Below are 16,791 nucleotides of genomic sequence, written 5' to 3'. Positions count from 1 at the left end.
GGGAATCATAGAGGAACCGGCCCTTCCGCACAAGAAGACGCCCGCCCGGCGCAATCGGCCGGGCGGGCAAAGAGGAACCCCTAAGAGATCACTCGCTATGCAAGGGCCGCCGCATTAGCACCGGCTATGCGCCCGAATACGAAAATGTCCGTGATCGAGCACGACCCCAAACGGTTCGTGCCCATCTTGTGACCTGCCTGCTCGCCTGCGGCGAACAGACCCGGGATGGGATTGCCCGCACCGTCCAAAACGCGCGCGTCGGTGTCGATATGCAAACCGCCCATCGTGTAGTGCACGGAAGGCTTGTATGCCAGAAGATAGTAAGGGCCGCCTTCAATAGGATGCATCGCGGCACGGTAGTTAAAGTCGGGATCCTTCCCGTCCTTGCAGTACCCGTTCCACTTCTCAACCGTTTTCGCCAGCTCGGCCGCATCGACGCCAAGAGGTTCGCAAACCGCCTCGATGGTATCGCCCTTCACTAGCTGGTTGCGCGCCATCAGCCCATCGAACTCCGCGGCGTTCACCGTTGCGATGTCGGTAGCATCCAAGCCGGCCTGATTGAACAGCATGTAGCCAATGCCGTCGGTTTGCTTCTTGATGGCGTTGGAGATGACGTCGCGGCGCTCCATCTCCTCCACGAACCGATCGCCTTCTTTATTGATGCAGATAGCGCGGTTCTCCAGACGCATGTTTCCCACGTAGAGCAGCGCGCCCGTTTGCGCATCGCAGGTGGGATACGTCTGGATGTACTGCATGTCGATCAGGTTCGCGCCGATCTTCTCGGCCATCACGTGGCAGTCGCCCGTTGCGCCCACTGAGTCGGTCGACAGGATCTTCTCGTCCATCTCCGGGTTGTACTTCATACGCATTTCAACGTTCGAACCGAAGCCGCCGGCCGACAAAACGACCGCCTTGCAAGCGAACTGATGCGCGTCGCCCGTCAGGAGGTTCGTTGCCTTCACGCCCACGACTGCTCCCGATGCATCGGTGACCAGCTCTTCTGCCTTCGTGTTGCGGCAGATCACAAGGTTCTTCAAATCCTCGGCGCGCTTTTCAAGCTTGCAAATGATGCCGCTGCCCTCGTTGCCCTCGGGGATCAGCGAGCGCGCAACCGAGTGTCCGCCGAAAAAGCGCTCGTAAGGCTGCCACGCCACGCCGCCTTCGAAGATCAGCCAATCCAAAGCTTCGGTGGCGCCATTGCAGATAACGTTCACCAAGGCGGGATCGCCCACATGGTCGCCGCCCACGATCATGTCCTCGGCCATTTTCTCCACGCTGTCGGCAATGCCCGCCTTCGCCTGGAACCAATTGTTCGGAACGGCCATGGCACCGCCCGAAAGAATGGTGTCGCCGCCCGTGATGCCCAGCTTCTCCAGCAAGACGACCTTCTTGCCGGCGCCGGCGGCCGTAAGGGCCGCAGCGTAGCCTGCGCCGCCCGCGCCGACCACCACCACATCGACGGATTCTTCCAAACCGGAGGGCTCGTCGGGCACCGCCCGATCGCGCTTCTTCCATTCGCTCGACTTCATGCCGGACGCATCGATAGCATCGGAGACGGCGGACATGAACGCCATGCTGGTGACCGTAGCGCCCGTCACCATGTCCACGTTAAGCGTTTGATTATCGATGACAAGATCGGTCAAAACATCCATCGCAGCGGTTCCCACGCCGTACGATTCGCGTGATTTCACCAGATTGATGCGGGCGATGGAATCGCCTTCGGTGATGACCTCCACGGAAAGCTCGCCGCCCTTGCCATTGGCCGTGCCGGTCCATGCGCGCGCCCCTTCGCCCGAAGCGCCCTTCTGCCCCGAACCGCTTTTTCCCGTCGGCGCGCACCCTGCAAGCGCGAGCGTTCCGCCCAGCGCGGCAACGGCGCCTCCGGCAATGAAGTTCCTGCGTGACAGGTTCGACATGATTCCCTCCTATATTCGCATATCGTTCAGTCGAACTCCCGATTCGACCGCAACGATGCTAGCCGCCTCAAAGAGAACGGCGCATCACCGTAGAGGTTTGAACAGTCCCAAAACCCCCGCTTTAGCCTCTCAAACCTCAGGGGTGATGCCGCTGAACTGGGGAGATAACGATATTGAAAACGAGCCTTCACGTGCGTCGCCCACAGAGCCATCCTTGAACTAGGATAAAATGAGCAGCAACCGAGGACTCCTGGAGGGCGAAGCAAGCGTGTGCGCCTTGCTGTGCGCCGGTCGTGCGTCGAGCGGGCTTCCTGAGCCCCCGATGCGCACCGGTTTTGTTCGCCGCGGCACCGGTTCCGCTCATCCCGTCAAAACGAGCGAGTTTTGCTGGTCCTCGAACCAGGATAAAGAGTTCTTGCACCGCTGTAACCTGGGGAGATACAAAACGCGTTTGAGAGGCTGCTCTCTCAGGGGTGGAAAATCGCCTCAAAACTCGTCCGTTTTGACAAGCGGCGCAAGACCTGCGAACTCAGGCGCAGTAGCGCCTCCGCCCTTACCCCGCAGCGCGCAAAGCCACTCGCACCCTGCAAGCGCGAGCGTCCCACCCAACGCGGCAACGGCACCTCCGGTAATGAAGCTTCTGCGCGACAGATTCGACATGATTCCTTGATGTTCGTGTATCGTTGCAAAGAAAACGGCGTGTTGCCGCGGAGGCTTGAACGGTTCCAAGACCTTCGTTTCAACCCCTCAAACCTCAGGGGCGACGCCGCCGGATCCCTGTACCGCACTCCCCCGTTTTCGGGTATCTTCTACGTTTTACCTGGACAAGAGCCGATATACCCGGTTCCGCGCGATGACGCGGCAGACAGCGGCGCGTAGCATGCGACTCGTCGAAATCGTACGAACGAGGAGGGAACCAATGGGAGAGAACACCATCAGCCGCCGCAACTTTCTGGCGGGACTGGGCGCAACCGGCGCGCTCGCTGCAGCCGGAGCGCTCGCAGGCTGCGCGCCGCAGGCGCCGAACGGGGCAGCATCCAGCAAGGACGGCGGCGCTCAGGCCAGCTGGCGCGACAAACCGAACATGCCTACCGACATCGTCGAGACGCTAGAAGCCGACCTTGTGGTTATCGGCGCCGGCAACGGCGGATTGGTGGCAGCCACCACGGCAGCGCAAAACGGCGCGAAGGTCATCGTGCTCGAAAAAGGCGGCGCAGTCCAAGCGGCCCGCGAGGCCATCGGCGCGCTCAACTCCGCACTCGAGCCCGATCATCGCGAAGACGTCCCCACGTTGCTGAACCATGCGAACCAAACGCAGTCCGGCGATGCCAACATGCTCATGTACAAAACCTGGGCGGAACAGTCCGGCGAGATGATCGAATGGATGAAGGAAACGCTCGAGCCTAAGGGCATGCTCTTCCCGTTCGAATGGCACTGCCCCGACGACCCGCACGCCTACTATCCCGCCATGTGCTACAACCCGTGCCTGGGCGAATACAACCCCGACGGCCCCAATTACGGAGCCTATGCGCACCTCGAGGTAATGAGCGAGGTCCTGAACGAGTTGGGCGGTCAAATCATGTTCCTCACCCCAGCGAACATGCTGGTCCAGGACGAATCCGGCAAGGTGACAGGCGTTATAGCCGAATCCAAGGACAAGGGCACCATCCAAATCAACGCCAGCAAGGGCATCGTCATGTGCACTGGCGGCTACGGCGCGAACGACGAGATGCTGCAGGATCTGTGCCCCGGCAACTCCAACTGGTGCGTCCTGCGCGACAGCATCAACGAGGAAGGCGACGGCATCCGCATGGCGCTGTGGGCGGGCGCAGAACTCGAGGCCGGCGGCGGCTGCATGATCTGGAACCGCGGCATCATGTTCGACGATACCGAATTCGACGGCTCCTACTCGGGCGGCGACATCTTCTTGCCCGGCAGCCAGCCGTTCCTGCACGTGAACGCCAACGGAGAGCGCTTCATGAACGAGGATCAGTGCTATCCCATGAGCTACGCCGGCGGAGCGAACCAGCCGGGACACTTCTCTTGGATCGTCTGGGACGGCAGCTATTGGGAAGACATCCAGAAATTCGACACGTGCGGATGCTCTCGTCTGGCCCCGGCTCCTTCGGGAACCGCGTTCAATGCCGACGTATACGACTGCGAGGCCATCACGAAAGAGCACTTGGACTCGTTCTGGCTGGAGCCGCGCATCGAGTCCGGCGCGCTCAAGAAGTGCGACACGCTCGACGAATTGGCCAAAGCCATGAAGTTCGACGCCGACCAGACCGCAGCCTTCAAAGCAACTATCGAGCGCTACAACAAGCTGGCTGAAGCGGGCGAAGACACCGACTTCGGCAAGCCGGCCTACCGTCTAAGCGCCGTTGACCAGCCGCCGTTCTACGCTGCGCGCATCGCCGGCGAGCTGTTGGTCACCATCCATGGCGTGATCACGAACACCGACTCGCAGCCGCTGCGCAAGGACGGAAGCGTGATCGAGGGTCTGTACGTATGCGGCAACGACCAGGGCGGCTTCTACCCCCACAACTACCCCAGCAACTTCACGGGCATCAACGCGGGCCGCACCGCCACGTTCGCCCGCATCGCCGCCAAGCACGCCTTGGGCGTTGCGTAAGCGCACGGCATCGGAGCAACCCTCCCTCCCAAGCAGGAAGGCCCCGTCCGGGGCCTTCCTGGCTTTCAGAGCTTGGCGAGCGTCTTGCTGCACAACTCTTCGACCGGCTTGGCAAGGCGCCTCCTCAGTTCGCCTGCACCATCGCAATCCCCCAAATCGACGAACATGGCGGACACTCGGCTTGCCGATCTCGTTTTCTCCCCAGCCTCATCGGCGCAGAATCGCACGGCGCCAGGACACTCGAATCCTACGTGCCCGAGCAAAGCAAACAGGCTGTTGTTCGACACCCGACACGCCAAACTCTTTGCCCATATATGTACAAAATAATGCACTTACAAGGATGTGAAGAATGTTGCACTTAAAATGCTACCGGGTCGCTAATGCACCAAGTCGATGAGTTCCTGACGAGAATGAACGTCGAGCTTGGCATAGACGTGCTTGGCATGGGTTGCGGCAGTCTCGCGCGAGATCACCAGGGCGTCGCGCACGTAAGGGATAGAGCGTCCGCGCGCCAGCAGATCGAACACTTCGGTCTCACGCGGGGTAAGGCCACTGCGTTCCGCAAGCTCAAGAATACGGGTGCTCAGCTCATCAGTGCCAGCCGTAGCCGCATCCACGTCCGCAGCGGCGTCCGTGCATCCCGCATGCGCAGACGCCACCGAACCGGAAGAAGCCTCAAGCGACGCGAACTCCTCCTTGCGCGCGTCGAAAGCAAACGCACGCCCGTCGCTCAGCACGAACATGGTGGAACTCACCAATAGCGCGATAGACACAGCTGCCACCTGGTCAATCGAAAACGCGTTCGCCGCCACACCGGATTCAACCAGCACAAGCGCGACCACGCCCAGCAGATCGCCAAGATGCACGAAAATCCACCCTAAGCCATACGATTGCACCGGTGTAGCTGCACCTTGCACGGCATAGCGCGCGAAATACATCTGCGTGATCAAGCAGAACGCGAACCGTGCGGCAATGGCCACTACGTAAGCAACGTACGCACCCGTCTCCTCTCCCAACACGATGAACGCAGCGAAGCCCACGACAAGAGCCGGGCACATCCATCGGTACAGAAACGACAGGGAAACGCGACGCGGCCCCGCCGTAGCCGATAAGCCAACCATCAGCATGAACACGATGCTCACGACAATCGCCATCTGGGAAGCCGTTGCATCCTGCCCCGCAGCTCCCGTCCAAAACGAACCTCCGACGCACACGAACAAGCATGCCGCAAGAATGCCAAACCCAGCCCGACCCATCGATTTCAACACGCGCGGCAGCCCTTTTCGCGCGCTATCGTGCGCCTCGACAAACGCGCGCCGTTCGGTAGCGCTTCGGTACTCGGCCGGCGCATCGCATTCCTGCGCATCGCGCCAAGAAAGCAAGAGGCATAGGCCCGAAAGAAGAGGGAGCGTCGTCACCACCGCAAGCGCTATCCAGCCCTGCATCGCAGAAACCGCAAGCACGAGCACAGCGGCCATCACCGCCGACGTCGGCGCAAGAAACTCTACTTCCTCCTGCGTCACCTTCGCGTAGTACTCGCCCCACATCACCCACATGAAACCACTGCCGAAGCCCGTGAGCACCGCACCCGTCACGAACAGCATCGTCGTTGCAGCGAAGCTGGGCAACTCGCAGAACAAAAGCGGCGTAGAGATTGCCGTAGCCAACGGCGCAACCCAGAACAACGACGCATGCTGCGTGGGCGACCCCAGCCGCTTTTCCAACACCACGATAAGCGCCAGCATGGCAACCGACATGGACACAGGCAGCCCCGTAAAGAACAGATCCCAACCCGCGCCTACCGTCAGCATCGAAGCCTTCGCACCGGTATAGCCGCTCACCGCATTGGTGTAGAACACGCAAAACACCCAAGCGAGCAAAAACGCCCAGCCCAAACGCCGAAGCGGCGAGAACCGCTCGACCGCCTCCACGAGCGACCGCTCGCGCCGTCCTTGCACGCTCTCAACCATGCGTCCCGTCCCCTTTCACCGTCGCTCACGCCCTGACTTTGTACCACAGCGGGCAGCACTTGGCAAAAGAGTTCGCACCGAAAGGGCAGCTGTCACAATGGGCGAACAGTCGACCGCACAAGATGGGGGCGCCCGACAAGAAGAAGAGCCTTCGCACCGCCGGCGATCCCCGCGCTATGCTGCCTCCCGACGACCCGCTCGGCGATCCGCGCGACGCGGAGCCGGAACTGTTGGAATTTGACGCTCGCCCCGCAGAGCCCTTCCAGAAAGCTGGGCGCAAATCGGCACCCATGACAATTTTCACCAGCATTTTTCGCCATGCGAAGGCTCGTGAAATTCCGTCATCTGGGGTTTTAGATGCTGTTGGTACCGAAAAACTCGTTCCAAACGCTCGAAAATTGTCATGGGTGCCGATTTGCGCCCAGCCTTCCCCGGTGCCGTTCGGGGCGACGGCCCGCAACGCCACCAGCCTGCGAGCAAACGCCTATCCTGCAGCGCGCATGACCAGGCGCTTGACGTCCTCGCGATACTCCGGCCGCACCAGATAGTACGCATACGCCTCAAGCACCGTAGCGAACGGCACGCCACGCCCGACGATCTTGAAGTGCTCGATGCGGTACGCATCATGCAGCGCACGCGCTTCGTCGTCGGTAAACATGACCGGATGACCAGGCTTGTGGTCGAAAAAGTCGGCGCGCTGCGCGATGCACTCGAACGGCCGCATGGCGCCCGACATCTGGTCCTGGCTGTTGTGGAGATAGTGCTCCTGGCGATGCGGGCAATTGCGCTGGCAAAACTCGTTGACCATCACCTCCACCCGGGCGGCATCCTCGATGGCCGCAAGGAAAGCCGGGTCTTTGTGGCGATTGTAGTTGAGCACCACGTAGTCGTAGCGATCAAGCATGCGGTTCACCGCGTCCGCATCCTCGATCGCGCGCGTGGTGGACAGCACCAGCTTCATTCCGAAGTTCGCGCGAATGTAATCGCCCACAGCATCCGCATACACGATAGCCTCAGCTCCGTGCCGCGCGCCGGCTTCCAGAATTTCGTTGAAGTACGCGTCGCTCAGATGCTCGCTTTTGGCAAGCATGTTCGTGAACGTGATCCGCGGCTTCACCCCGTGCTCGCTCAACAACGAGAACGCCTCGTCCATCTGCGCCTTCGACGCACGTTCGCGCACGTAAGCGCGACCGCCGTTCATGATGCAATCGGGAAAGCATCCGTACACGCTGTCGATGGCAACGCCGTCCTGGAACCAATCGGGGCGCTGTTCAAGCAGCCTGATGAAGAACAGGTTGAGCCCCAATCCCACCGTGAAATCCGGCAGCGTGTACTTGATCATACCCATCCTCAATCTCTTCCAGAAAACGTGTCGAATCATCTGCCCCGCAACGATAACCCGGCTCCCACAAACAGACGCCAGAACCAGGTTGACCCAGCAAGCCAGCGAGGGGGGGGGTTCCATCGGCTATCGGACCAACAAACCAGGTTGGCGTAGTAAGTCAGCGAGGGCCGTTGGGATGCCCGAGGTTGCGCCGTTTCGCGGCCGAGCGTGCTTTTGCACGCGAGGGTAAGCGAAAAAGGGGCAAGATTGGGTATCCCAACGTCCCGCAGCGTCGAGCAGTTCCGACGGCCGCCAGGCCGCCGGAACTGCTTAGAACATGCACATTTCCAAATCCTCGCCGATCATGGAATGCACCTTATCGTACATCGACGCGGGTCGGTTCGGCGTCCACGAAGGACGCTCCATCGCGTAGCACACGGCCTCTTTGCCCATGAACTGCCTGATGGGAACAAGGCCGCTCACTTTGATGGCCTGCTCGGGACAGATGCGCTCGCACAGGCGACACTGCATGCAGGCGCTCGGACGATGGATGACGCCGAACGCGTCGCTCTCGTCCATCTTCACGATGGCCCCGGTCGGGCAGAACACGGCGCACATGCGGCATGCGCTGCATTTCTCCGCATCGATCGAAACCGCACCGATCACGCGCGTCTCCACCTGGTCGGCCACAGGTTCTCCGATGTGCTTCAGATAGTTGTACAGACGCAAGCGCCTTGTGGGAACGAAATGCGACAGCGTGCCGTCCTTGTTCACCTTTCGATAGGCAACAGGCACCGGCTTCGCATCCTCCCCTAAAACCGCAGCAACCTCCTGCTGCACAGCCGCACCCGCCGCTCGCGCCGACCCGTCCTTCGCCGTGCGCAGAAAGTCGCGCCGCGACACGCCTCCCGCATCGCGCGAAACGCCCCCCTGGACGCAGCGCACGCGCTCCGGCACCTGGTCAACCAGGTCAACAGGCATGTTTGACCCGAACGCCTCCAGCATGCTGCACGCACTATCAACCACCTGGCGAACCAGCGCGCCGCCAGGCGCATGCGCGCACGACGCGCAATCCCCGCACACAAGCGTAGCGTCAAACGCCTTGTAGGCAGCTATTCCCACCAGCGCCGACTCGTCCACGCGGCCCAGGCACGGCAACGCCACCACGCACGCCGCGTCGTAAGCCGGCTCTTCGCAACCGTGCGCGCCGAACGGCTTGCGCGTCTTCTGCGCAGTCGCCGCAGCCTGAGCCTCGAAAGCGACCAGCGCGGCTTCGCACGCGATGACCGGATGTCCCTTCGTAGCCACGATCGATCCTTTGATCAAGGAGGTCAACTCGTCATCGGTGGGGTTGCGAATTTCGATGGCGCAGGTCGGGCACGCAGTGGCGCACGTCCCGCAGCCTATGCACCGATCGGGCTCCACCTTCAGCTGGTTGTCGCGATACGCTATCGCACCCGACGTGCAGGCCTCCACGCACCGCAAGCACGACGCGTTTCTATTGCGCACCGAGATGCACCGCTCTTCACGCACGGCCAGCGCATCGCTTTCGATAGCGCCCAACATCGCCAGCAAACCGTCGATCAAGGACATAGCGCTACCTCCCTTCCGCCTCGAACGAGGCCGCCTCGTCAGCAGGACCATCCGCCCGAACAGGCTCGGCTTCGCCAGTAATCATCGATATCTGCGCTGTCTTTTTCGGAAACAGGGGAAACGTGATGGCATGCTCGGGGCAAACGTCTGCGCACGCCCGACACTTGCTGCAATCGTTGAGCGTCGTCTCCCCCGCCGCAACGTCGTGCAAGTTGATGCCCTCAGGGCACGCCTTCTCGCACAGGTTGCACGCCTTCCCCTGCGACTCGCGCAGGCACGTCTCCGCGTTCACCTGGGGGCGAAACGTTCGGTTCAACCCGCTGAACAGGGAAAGCAAAGCTCCTAGAGGGCAGAAACGCTGACACCATTTCGGCAGCAACAGTATCTCGATAAGGATGATGGCGGGAAACGCGAGCACCGTCCACGTGACATCGCCGAACGCGAACAAGCGCATGACCAGCAACACCGTGGCAAACGTCAGGCCGATAGGACAGATCAGGCAGAACACGGGAAAACCGAAGATCAGCGTCGAGCCCAGCGCGGCCGCCAGAATGCCGTGACGGCTGTCTATCTTGACGCCCTTGCTCTTTCCGCACGGAGACGCGCAGGTTGCGCACCCGCCCAAAGCCTTGCGCTCGGACGCCGTCAAGGGAGCAGGCTCGAGAAACGCCTCCGCCTCCGCGGCATCCGACGCCTCCGCAGCCAGGTGAGCCGCGCCTTCGGCTGCGCGCTTGCCGGGAGCCTTCTTGTCCTTCTTTCGGCGCAAGCCCGACATGAAGTGGACCGGGCACACCCACGAGCAGAACACCTTTCCCAGAGCAATGCAGGCCACAAGCACGGCCACCACGCTCACAACGGCCATCGGGATGGCCGTCCGCTCCGCTATCATAGCCAAAAGCGCGCCCAGCGGGCACAAAAGCGTAATGGACTCGAACCCGATGCCGCACAGGTTGCCGATGCCGCCCGCCGTGAAATACCCCATGGCGACAACCGCAACAACGGCCAGCATGATCAGAAAGCGAAGCCGGTACGTGTTGAACTTCTTCATAGCCTTACGCCTCCACTTCATCGACCGGCCTGATGACGATGGCGCGATCGGTCGCGCCCACGCCAATGGAGCCCGCACTCAACGAAATGCACGCCAGCTCGCACGCGCCGCATCCGTTGCAGGCGTCCATGTCCACTACGGGAACGCCGTCGTAGCCCAGCTCGATCGCCTCGTACTGGCACACGTCCACGCATTCGTGGCACCCCATTCCGCGCTGCGCCAAGCACCAATCACGCACGAGCACCGCTTTGCCGATGATGGCTTTCGACGGATCAGGACTCGAAAGCGCATGGGTGGGGCACACGGCCACGCACTTCGGACCGCCCGGCTCGTTTTCGCAGAAATCGCACCAACCCGCCTTGAAATCCATGCGCGGCGTACGGGCGTTCAAGATGCCGTCTTCCAGATGAGCAGGGGCGATGGCATGCTTCGGGCATATTTCTCGGCACCGCTCGCAATGCAAGCAGCCTCGAACAAGCTGCTCTTCGTCCTGGCCTCCCGGAGGGCGCAGCAACGTCTTGCTGGGAAGGTACTTCACTCCGCCCAGGCCGATGACGGCGCATGCCCCCACCGCCCCCAAAGCGAACGTGCGGCGCGACACCGCAGGGCCGGCGCCGGATTCAACCTCTTCGTCATGAGCGGCCATTACGCAACCTCGCCCTCGACAGCAGCGACCGCTTCCTTCCTTTCGGCCAAAACAGCGTCAAGGAACTCCAGGTCGTTCTGCAAAAAGCCCAACGTCAGCTTGCCCAGCCCGCGATAGAAGTCGGTCTTGGGGAATTTTTCCATGTCCTTCGCCATCATGGGGTACCACGCCAACAAATGATCTTCCAGGAAGTTGCGCTGCGACAAAAGCAGCTTGAAGCACGCGTCCTCGTCATCGGCCTCGCATGCCGAAACGGCGCGCTCTATAAGAATCTGCTCGAATTCCAACTCCAGCGCAATGTGGTCCTCGCCCTCTTTCCAACTTTCCTGCTTGTCCAAGCCGGCGGCGTGGTACAGCACCAGCACCTCGTCGCGCGCGTCCTGCATCATGAGGCGCTTCGGGCTGGTGTACACCGACTCGAACGGATACGCAGCGGAGAACCCGTCGTTGCCCGACCCGATGAACGCATGCACGTAATCGACGGCCAGCTCGGTGAGAACCGGGCCGTCGGCACGGCTCAAGTACCCGCATATCAGACGATACCCCTCGTCTACCAGGTTGTTTCCGGTGTTTGCTGGGAAGCGCATCGCCAGCAGCGTGTCGTAGAGCTCCTGGTCGACCTCAACGCGAAACAAACGCGAGAGAAACTGGTACGTTGCCATGCGGCCGCGCAGAACGTCGACGAAACTGATTTCCTGATCCTGAGACATGATGCTCCCCCGTTCTAGTTTGCGAAGATATCGGATGCGAACACGCGCGCGCCCAAGTCGGTAACCACCCAGGCATCGCGCCAGACCAAAGCGCCAGCGGTTTCGAGCTTGCCCAAAAAGTACGTGCAGAAACGGCGCGGCTCCTCGCACAGCGGGTCCACGTCGACGACCGCGTTCAGCTCCTTGGTGCTGCCGCCGCCCTCAACCGAGCACATCTCAAGAATGGTGCGGTACAGCGGCAGGTACTGCGGCTCTTCGTTTAACATGTCCACGACCACGCGCTCTCCCACATGGTCGGCAACCGCCTGCAGCCCCGCCTCCGTCGCAACGAAGCGAGCCAAGGGAGCAGGCGTCACCACCAGGTAGTCCGCCTCCGGATCCTGCTCAACCGGCGGCTCATCGGCCGACGCTTCGTCCTCAAGCCGCTCCAGCGCGCCGTCGCGCTCCAGCAGCCGCACCACCTGCGCGGCGTCGTACACGCTCGCGCGCTGCGGATACTCGACGTCAAGAACCTCCACCACCTCGTCGAGCGTCTTCGGCTCGGCGCACAGCTCCACTGCACGCAGCAAGCGGAACTGCTGCCCCGGAATACCCGCCAGCAGCTTTTCAATGCGCTCCTGGGGCGTCAGGGGAATCACTTCAGGCATCACGCTTTTGTCGGCGTCGGGGATGGGAGGCATGTAGTCGGTTTCCTGACCCTCGCCCTCCTCCACCAACTCGAGATCAGCCAGGGGGTCGAAATCGTCGTCGATAACGAACACGTCCATATCGCTCATATCATGTTCCTTTCAATTGAACGGTGCAAAGAAGTTGTCCTGCTAAGATGTCAGGCCGGAAACGAACTCGGAGGGAACCAGCGTCGCGTAGCGCACGTCATCCTTCACGAACACGCGCCCGGTTTGCATGTTCAACGATGCGGTGTTCTCCAAGAGGTCGCGCTTGAACCATGTGCATACCGTCTGATCCTGAGCCGTAGCGGCAACGTCCTCGAACAGCGCGCGCTCGCGCTCCAGGGCAGCACGGCGATGGTCGATGGTGAATTTGTCGTCCACCGCGTCAAGCGCTGGAAGAAACCCGCCCACCAAGCCGGTCACGAACGTCGCGCGCGAGAAGCGCCCGTGGCAGCGCCGGTACGGCGCAACCACCACGCCGGTCCCGTCGCCCGATCGCACCGGGCCGCCGAACGCGCTCGCGGCAAGTCCGTCAATGTCAGCATGGTTGGGATCGTCGCCCAACAGCGCCTGCTGCGCAGGCGTAAGCAACATGCCAGCGCCTTCGAACAGCGTGATGGCCTGGTCGCGCGTCAAACCGGATCGACAAGCATCCTGCAGGGCGGCAAGCTCGTCCAACGGAGCGTCCAGCTTCCCGAACACCTCGGAAGCGCGCTCGGCATCGGGCACGCGACGTAAATCCGCAATAGCCTGCGGCACCGTCGTCTCATGGTTGCGCGCATACGCCATAAGCTCCAAAAACGCATCGGAGCGAAGCAGCCAATCGCCGAATCCCAGCCATGAGCGCAACGCCGGCAAGTCGTTCGGGTTTCTCAGCAAGCGCAGGAAAGAGGCGAGCTTCATGTGAGAAAACTCGCCTGGCGTGCGAGGATCCCCTTTGATCTTCGCAGGTCCTGCGTCCACGCAGACGGCCACGCCGCGCCGTTCGAGCGCCGATGCAATCTGGGACGCCCATGTTTTGTTGGGAACGGCCACCAGCACGTCGTCCGGGTCCATGCCCTCCTCCAAGCGCTGCGCAACGGCATCGGCCACGAACGCGAATTCGTCCACCGGGCTGTCCAGCACCGCGCACGTGCGCACCGGCTGGGCGGCTTCGCCCACGCGCACGCATGCAGCATCGCGACGCTCGGCAAACGTTCTAAACCCCTCCCCGCACGGATACGCTTCCTCGGCGTTGCATACGGGGGCAGTCGTTCCTGCAACCACCATCCCGTCGGTGGCGAGGTGCTCGATAAGCCGTTGCGACGCTTTGCTCAGCGTGCCGTAGTCGTCCACGAGCACCGTCAAAGGCTCGCGCTCGACGCCCGCATCTACCATGCCGCGATACGCCAAGGCCGACACCTCGAACGGAAGCATGGCGCGACGCACTTCCATGTTCTCCGACAGCATGGCGAACAAATGCTGCTCTTCGTAGTTGATCAGCCAATCGTTCTGCTCGTTGGCATACTCGCTCAAGCCTTTGTAGAAGAATTTGAGCATTTCGCGCAGGCGACGCGGCTTGAGGCCGCTCACCTTCATGTCCTCCATGAGCACGTCGAGCTCGTTGGCGTCCAGGATTCGCGGATCGCGATTCGTCGCCGCGCGCACTTCGTCCAGCGCCGCCACGCTAAGCGCAACGCGTTCCATCGTGGAAACGGCGGCAGCGTCCAAAGCCGGATACGCGGGCAAGCGGTCAAGGTAGCGGCGCTCGGCCACGGTGTCTGCGCACACGACGAGCACGCGCGCGCCGGCAGCAGCCCGCTGGTTCGCCTTCGCAAGAAACGCATCGGTGAGATCGACGGATGAAGGACGCTCGATGCGCGCACAGGCGCCGTCGTCCAAATCCAAAAGAAATCGCATCACGTCTTCGACTGATGCAACAGTATCAGCACTCATTGTCAGGCCTCCATCTTCTTGCAGTTCCAAAGATGAAGCCCTCTGCCTTGAAGCCCCCCAGCTTCGTATCAAGTGCTCAGCTACCGTCCCAGTATGCCCAACCGCTTCGGTCGGGTCTACGATCATTCCGAAATGGAATGGATGAGATCAAGGGCGTCCTGCTTGCCCTCCGCGCCCAGCTTCCGGTACGCGCCGCCCAGAACCTCGGCCACGTCATCGCGCCCGACACCCAGTTCTTCCTGAATGCCGTCGAACCCGCGTTCCTCCAGGTAAAGAACGAGCGCCCCTGCTTCCCGATCGGTCAAACCGAACTTCTCGGCCGCTCGACGGCACTTGCAACGCAGCTCGGTGTTGCGTCGAACGTCCCAGGCCACGCCCATATCGGAAACGACCCCCGAAGGCACGGCCTGCAAAAGCGCTCGGGTTTGCGCAAGCACGCGTTCTAGCTTCACGGCCTGGGCATACAGAACCCTTCCTGCCTCGGTCAACCGCACGCCGCTGCGTTCGCGCACGAACAAATCAACCCCGTACTCGCGTTCGAGCACGGCAATGTGCTTGCTCAACGTCGACTGGGTAAGATGCAGCTCGCCCGCAGCAGCCGTGAAACTGCCCAGCCGCGCAACGCATACGTATTCGTGAAGGTAAGTCGTTTCCATCGCGCGCTAAACCGCCCCGTCCTCGAGCGAGCCGTGCGCCAAATCGATCAGCTCTTGGCGGTTGTTCACGCCGGTCTTCTGGTAGATGTGCCTGATGTGCGTACTGACCGTTCCCGCCGATATGAACAGCGTCTCCTGAATGCGCGATATGGTTCGCCCCTCCAGCAAAAGCGGCAAAACGTCGGTTTCGCGCGGCGAAAGCCCAAAGCGACCGGCGATAACATCGCAGGGATCAACCTGGCTCTCCCGGCTTTCCTCGACGTCCTCCGAAACGGGCGCAACCATGCTGACTTCGCCAATGCCTATTTTGATCAGGTCGGTTTCCGTAAACAGGAACAGATGCGCAATGAACAGGATCGATACGGCCACCAACGTCACCACGGTGAGGTCGAACAAGGGAATGCCGGTAGCCTCCAGGGAATGAGCAAACAAAGATCCCATGGTTTCGCCACCGTACAGGGCAACGAATCCCAGCCCGATCGCCCGTGCGGCCCCAATCTTGAAACTGGTTGCCACGTCGATGCACACCACGCACAGCACCATGACGTAGCAGTGGTACCCGCCGAATATGAGCGCGCTCGAATACGTGTTGTTGTCTGCCAGAAACGGCGTGGACAAGCAGCCCAAGCACAGCATGAGCATGGAAAGCCGATACGAGAAGAATATGCTGTCGCGATGCAGAAACACCGCGATCAAGCACACCGTCAGCGCGCCGATGAACCCGGCAAGAAACAGGTACGCTCCGAAAATATCCTGCACTTCATAGGTTTTGCACCCCGAGACCACGTCGAAAAAGCCCGCCAGCGCGCCGATAAGGGCCGCCCCCGCAAGCGACTTCACGAACAGCGCGATCGTATTCCGAGACAAAGGCTCTTCGGTTTCCTTGACAAGCTGAGCGTCGCTTTGCGAGCACGATCGAAGCAGCCACGCCGATCCAACGGGAACCGCCGCTACGGTCACGATGGCGGGAAGCGGCGGAGTGGCAATGAGAATGAAGCCCGCAATGAACGCCATGCACAGCGACAAGGCAAGTTCCACCAGGGCAAGACGTCCGCCCAAACTGGACAGATGTTCAATCCAGCACAGGAACAAAACGGCGGACCCCGTGCCGGTCATGATGGCGCTGATGCCCAGAACAAGCATGCCCGTCGGCGTGTTCGGATCGGAGAACGGCGTGAGCGCGCTGCCCAAGCACATCATCACAGCCGACCCCGCCACAACAGACCGGTTCCGACATATCCGCTCGCGCCGCACGATCACAACCACGAACAGCATGGTAACCACCATGGTCACCAGCGATACAAGCAAACTCGCGTACAAAGAACCACGCACGTCCGACGAAAACCCGTACGGCACAATGCTGTAGAACATCATGATCATCCAAAGCCACAGCAAGGCCAGGCCCGCTACGCGTTTCAGGGAAAGATGCTTTCCCAACGTGGAATCCCATGCAGTACGAAGCTGCTCCATGCTCCCCCCACCCCTCGAGCCAATGAGAAACGCCTCTTGCGCCAGCCCCTCTGCCGGCGCGTTCGATTATACGAAAAAGCAGTGCGCGCGTTCGTGGACACATTTATCCTAGTTTCGAGATATTTTAGAGACCGCTGAATAAAATACCAGGTCAAACGTGCCTACTCTTTTTCATGATTGCAAAATCATAAGAATTTATGATGCGTTGATCACGCCCTCG

At 61.2% G+C, this 16,791-nt stretch carries 13 protein-coding genes; 1 reads left to right on the top strand and 12 read right to left on the bottom strand.

Going from position 1 to position 16,791, the window contains the following annotated elements; all coding sequences use genetic code 11:
• Positions 1-95 precede the first annotated feature (95 nt).
• Positions 96-1,916, bottom strand: a complete 1,821-nt coding sequence (locus DMP08_RS00495) for a flavocytochrome c (RefSeq protein ID WP_123191059.1) — start codon at positions 1,914-1,916, stop codon at positions 96-98.
• Positions 1,917-2,835: 919 nt separating this feature from the next.
• Here DMP08_RS00495 and DMP08_RS00485 point away from each other — a divergent pair.
• Entirely contained in the window at positions 2,836-4,548 is a 1,713-nt protein-coding gene (locus DMP08_RS00485) for an FAD-dependent oxidoreductase (RefSeq protein WP_123191057.1), read from the top strand.
• A gap of 65 nt (positions 4,549-4,613) precedes the next feature.
• Here DMP08_RS00485 and DMP08_RS00480 read toward each other — a convergent pair whose 3' ends face one another.
• From DMP08_RS00480 to DMP08_RS00430, 11 genes are all read right to left on the bottom strand, one after another.
• Complete coding sequence (locus DMP08_RS00480) at positions 4,614-4,835, bottom strand: hypothetical protein (RefSeq protein WP_123191056.1); 222 nt, start codon at positions 4,833-4,835, stop codon at positions 4,614-4,616.
• A 90-nt stretch (positions 4,836-4,925) separates the two neighbouring features.
• Complete coding sequence (locus tag DMP08_RS00475; RefSeq protein ID WP_123191055.1) at positions 4,926-6,518, bottom strand: helix-turn-helix transcriptional regulator; 1,593 nt, start codon at positions 6,516-6,518, stop codon at positions 4,926-4,928.
• A 484-nt stretch (positions 6,519-7,002) separates the two neighbouring features.
• Positions 7,003-7,860 (bottom strand): hypothetical protein, encoded by an 858-nt coding sequence (locus DMP08_RS00470; protein ID WP_123191054.1) that lies wholly within the window; start codon positions 7,858-7,860, stop codon positions 7,003-7,005.
• A 312-nt stretch (positions 7,861-8,172) separates the two neighbouring features.
• Complete coding sequence (locus DMP08_RS00465) at positions 8,173-9,435, bottom strand: 4Fe-4S dicluster domain-containing protein (protein ID WP_123191053.1); 1,263 nt, start codon at positions 9,433-9,435, stop codon at positions 8,173-8,175.
• 4 nt (positions 9,436-9,439) lie between these two features.
• Complete coding sequence (locus DMP08_RS00460; RefSeq protein ID WP_123191052.1) at positions 9,440-10,483, bottom strand: 4Fe-4S binding protein; 1,044 nt, start codon at positions 10,481-10,483, stop codon at positions 9,440-9,442.
• 4 nt (positions 10,484-10,487) lie between these two features.
• Positions 10,488-11,129 (bottom strand): 4Fe-4S dicluster domain-containing protein, encoded by a 642-nt coding sequence (locus DMP08_RS00455; protein ID WP_123191051.1) that lies wholly within the window; start codon positions 11,127-11,129, stop codon positions 10,488-10,490.
• Positions 11,129-11,839: a TorD/DmsD family molecular chaperone gene (locus tag DMP08_RS00450; RefSeq protein WP_123191050.1), complete on the bottom strand. Its 711-nt coding sequence runs from the start codon at positions 11,837-11,839 to the stop codon at positions 11,129-11,131. The genes DMP08_RS00455 and DMP08_RS00450 overlap by 1 nt, the downstream gene beginning before the upstream one ends.
• Positions 11,840-11,853: 14 nt before the next feature.
• Positions 11,854-12,615 (bottom strand): MarR family transcriptional regulator, encoded by a 762-nt coding sequence (locus tag DMP08_RS00445; RefSeq protein WP_123191049.1) that lies wholly within the window; start codon positions 12,613-12,615, stop codon positions 11,854-11,856.
• A gap of 42 nt (positions 12,616-12,657) precedes the next feature.
• Positions 12,658-14,445, bottom strand: coding sequence for a DEAD/DEAH box helicase (locus tag DMP08_RS00440; RefSeq protein WP_123191048.1), 1,788 nt, complete (start codon positions 14,443-14,445; stop codon positions 12,658-12,660).
• A gap of 122 nt (positions 14,446-14,567) precedes the next feature.
• On the bottom strand, positions 14,568-15,101 hold the full coding sequence (locus tag DMP08_RS00435; RefSeq protein ID WP_123191047.1) for a LysR family transcriptional regulator: 534 nt from the start codon (positions 15,099-15,101) through the stop codon (positions 14,568-14,570).
• Between the two features lie 6 nt (positions 15,102-15,107).
• A complete protein-coding gene (locus DMP08_RS00430) occupies positions 15,108-16,571 on the bottom strand; it encodes a helix-turn-helix transcriptional regulator (RefSeq protein ID WP_123191046.1) in 1,464 nt (487 codons plus the stop codon).
• Positions 16,572-16,791 lie beyond the last annotated feature (220 nt).

The organism is Paraeggerthella hongkongensis, assembly GCF_003726035.1.
Lineage (GTDB): Bacteria > Actinomycetota > Coriobacteriia > Coriobacteriales > Eggerthellaceae > Paraeggerthella > Paraeggerthella hongkongensis.
Note: the sequence above shows the minus strand (reverse complement) of the source record. Positions and strands in the feature narration are given on the sequence as shown.

Bases quoted from the DNA above. Each gene is read 5' to 3' on its own strand.
- DMP08_RS00495 (WP_123191059.1), bottom strand. From the start codon at position 1,916: ATGTCGAACCTGTCACGCAGGAACTTCATTGCCGGAGGCGCCGTTGCC.
- DMP08_RS00445 (WP_123191049.1), bottom strand. From the start codon at position 12,615: ATGAGCGATATGGACGTGTTCGTTATCGACGACGATTTCGACCCCCTG.
- DMP08_RS00465 (WP_123191053.1), bottom strand. From the start codon at position 9,435: ATGTCCTTGATCGACGGTTTGCTGGCGATGTTGGGCGCTATCGAAAGC.
- DMP08_RS00455 (WP_123191051.1), bottom strand. From the start codon at position 11,129: ATGGCCGCTCATGACGAAGAGGTTGAATCCGGCGCCGGCCCTGCGGTG.
- DMP08_RS00475 (WP_123191055.1), bottom strand. From the start codon at position 6,518: ATGGTTGAGAGCGTGCAAGGACGGCGCGAGCGGTCGCTCGTGGAGGCG.
- DMP08_RS00460 (WP_123191052.1), bottom strand. From the start codon at position 10,483: ATGAAGAAGTTCAACACGTACCGGCTTCGCTTTCTGATCATGCTGGCC.
- DMP08_RS00485 (WP_123191057.1), top strand. From the start codon at position 2,836: ATGGGAGAGAACACCATCAGCCGCCGCAACTTTCTGGCGGGACTGGGC.
- DMP08_RS00440 (WP_123191048.1), bottom strand. From the start codon at position 14,445: ATGAGTGCTGATACTGTTGCATCAGTCGAAGACGTGATGCGATTTCTT.
- DMP08_RS00470 (WP_123191054.1), bottom strand. From the start codon at position 7,860: ATGATCAAGTACACGCTGCCGGATTTCACGGTGGGATTGGGGCTCAAC.
- DMP08_RS00435 (WP_123191047.1), bottom strand. From the start codon at position 15,101: ATGGAAACGACTTACCTTCACGAATACGTATGCGTTGCGCGGCTGGGC.
- DMP08_RS00450 (WP_123191050.1), bottom strand. From the start codon at position 11,839: ATGTCTCAGGATCAGGAAATCAGTTTCGTCGACGTTCTGCGCGGCCGC.
- DMP08_RS00430 (WP_123191046.1), bottom strand. From the start codon at position 16,571: ATGGAGCAGCTTCGTACTGCATGGGATTCCACGTTGGGAAAGCATCTT.